The organism is Xenorhabdus bovienii, assembly GCF_024721015.1.
Lineage (GTDB): Bacteria > Pseudomonadota > Gammaproteobacteria > Enterobacterales > Enterobacteriaceae > Xenorhabdus > Xenorhabdus bovienii.
In genome coordinates this window covers 1-634 of sequence record NZ_JANAIF010000292.1, presented here as the reverse complement: position 1 = coordinate 634, position 634 = coordinate 1, and the positions used below count along the sequence as shown (strand labels likewise).

General features: G+C 51.9%; 1 pseudogene. It reads left to right on the top strand.

Annotated features, from left to right (window positions below):
- Window positions 1-2: 2 nt before the first annotated feature.
- A pseudogene (locus NXS07_RS20645) lies at window positions 3-579 on the top strand (IS6 family transposase).
- The last annotated feature ends 55 nt before the right edge of the window (window positions 580-634 follow it).

Here is a 634-nt window from a genome sequence, read left to right as displayed (position 1 = left end):
CCATGTCATTGATCCGAAAAGCCTTCCGTCGCCTGCATTATCCCACCGATGTTATCGCTCAGTGTGTTCGGTGGTACCTCGCTTATGCCCTGAGTCTGCACAATCTCAAGGAGATGATGGCTGAGCATGGTGTTATCGTTGATCATTCCACGCTTCACCGTTGGCTCATCCGTCTGGTGCCATTGCTGGATAAGGCATTTCGCCGGCATAAACGGTCGGTAGGCCGCCGCTGCGTTGCGCTTCTTTCGCAAGGCCATCCATCACCACAGCGAACCTGAAAGGGTGATGATCGATAAAAGCGGCGCCAATACTGCGGCTCTGGCCACGCTCAATGCCGACAAACCTGAAGAGGAAAACATCACCCTCAGGCAAAGCAAGTATCTGAATAACCTGGTTGAGCAAGATCACCGTAGTATCAATCGTCGGATACGACAGATGCTGGGGTTCAAATCGTTTCGCCGGGCACAGACGCTCCTGGCTGGCATCGAACTGATTCACATGATACGCAAAGGGCAATATCAACATCCACAAAGTGATGGATTATCACCCGCGGAACAATTCTATTTGCTGGCTGCCTAAATAACCGGCAACACCACTTTTGCTAACTTGCCGCCGTTAACGCGACACTGCCCTT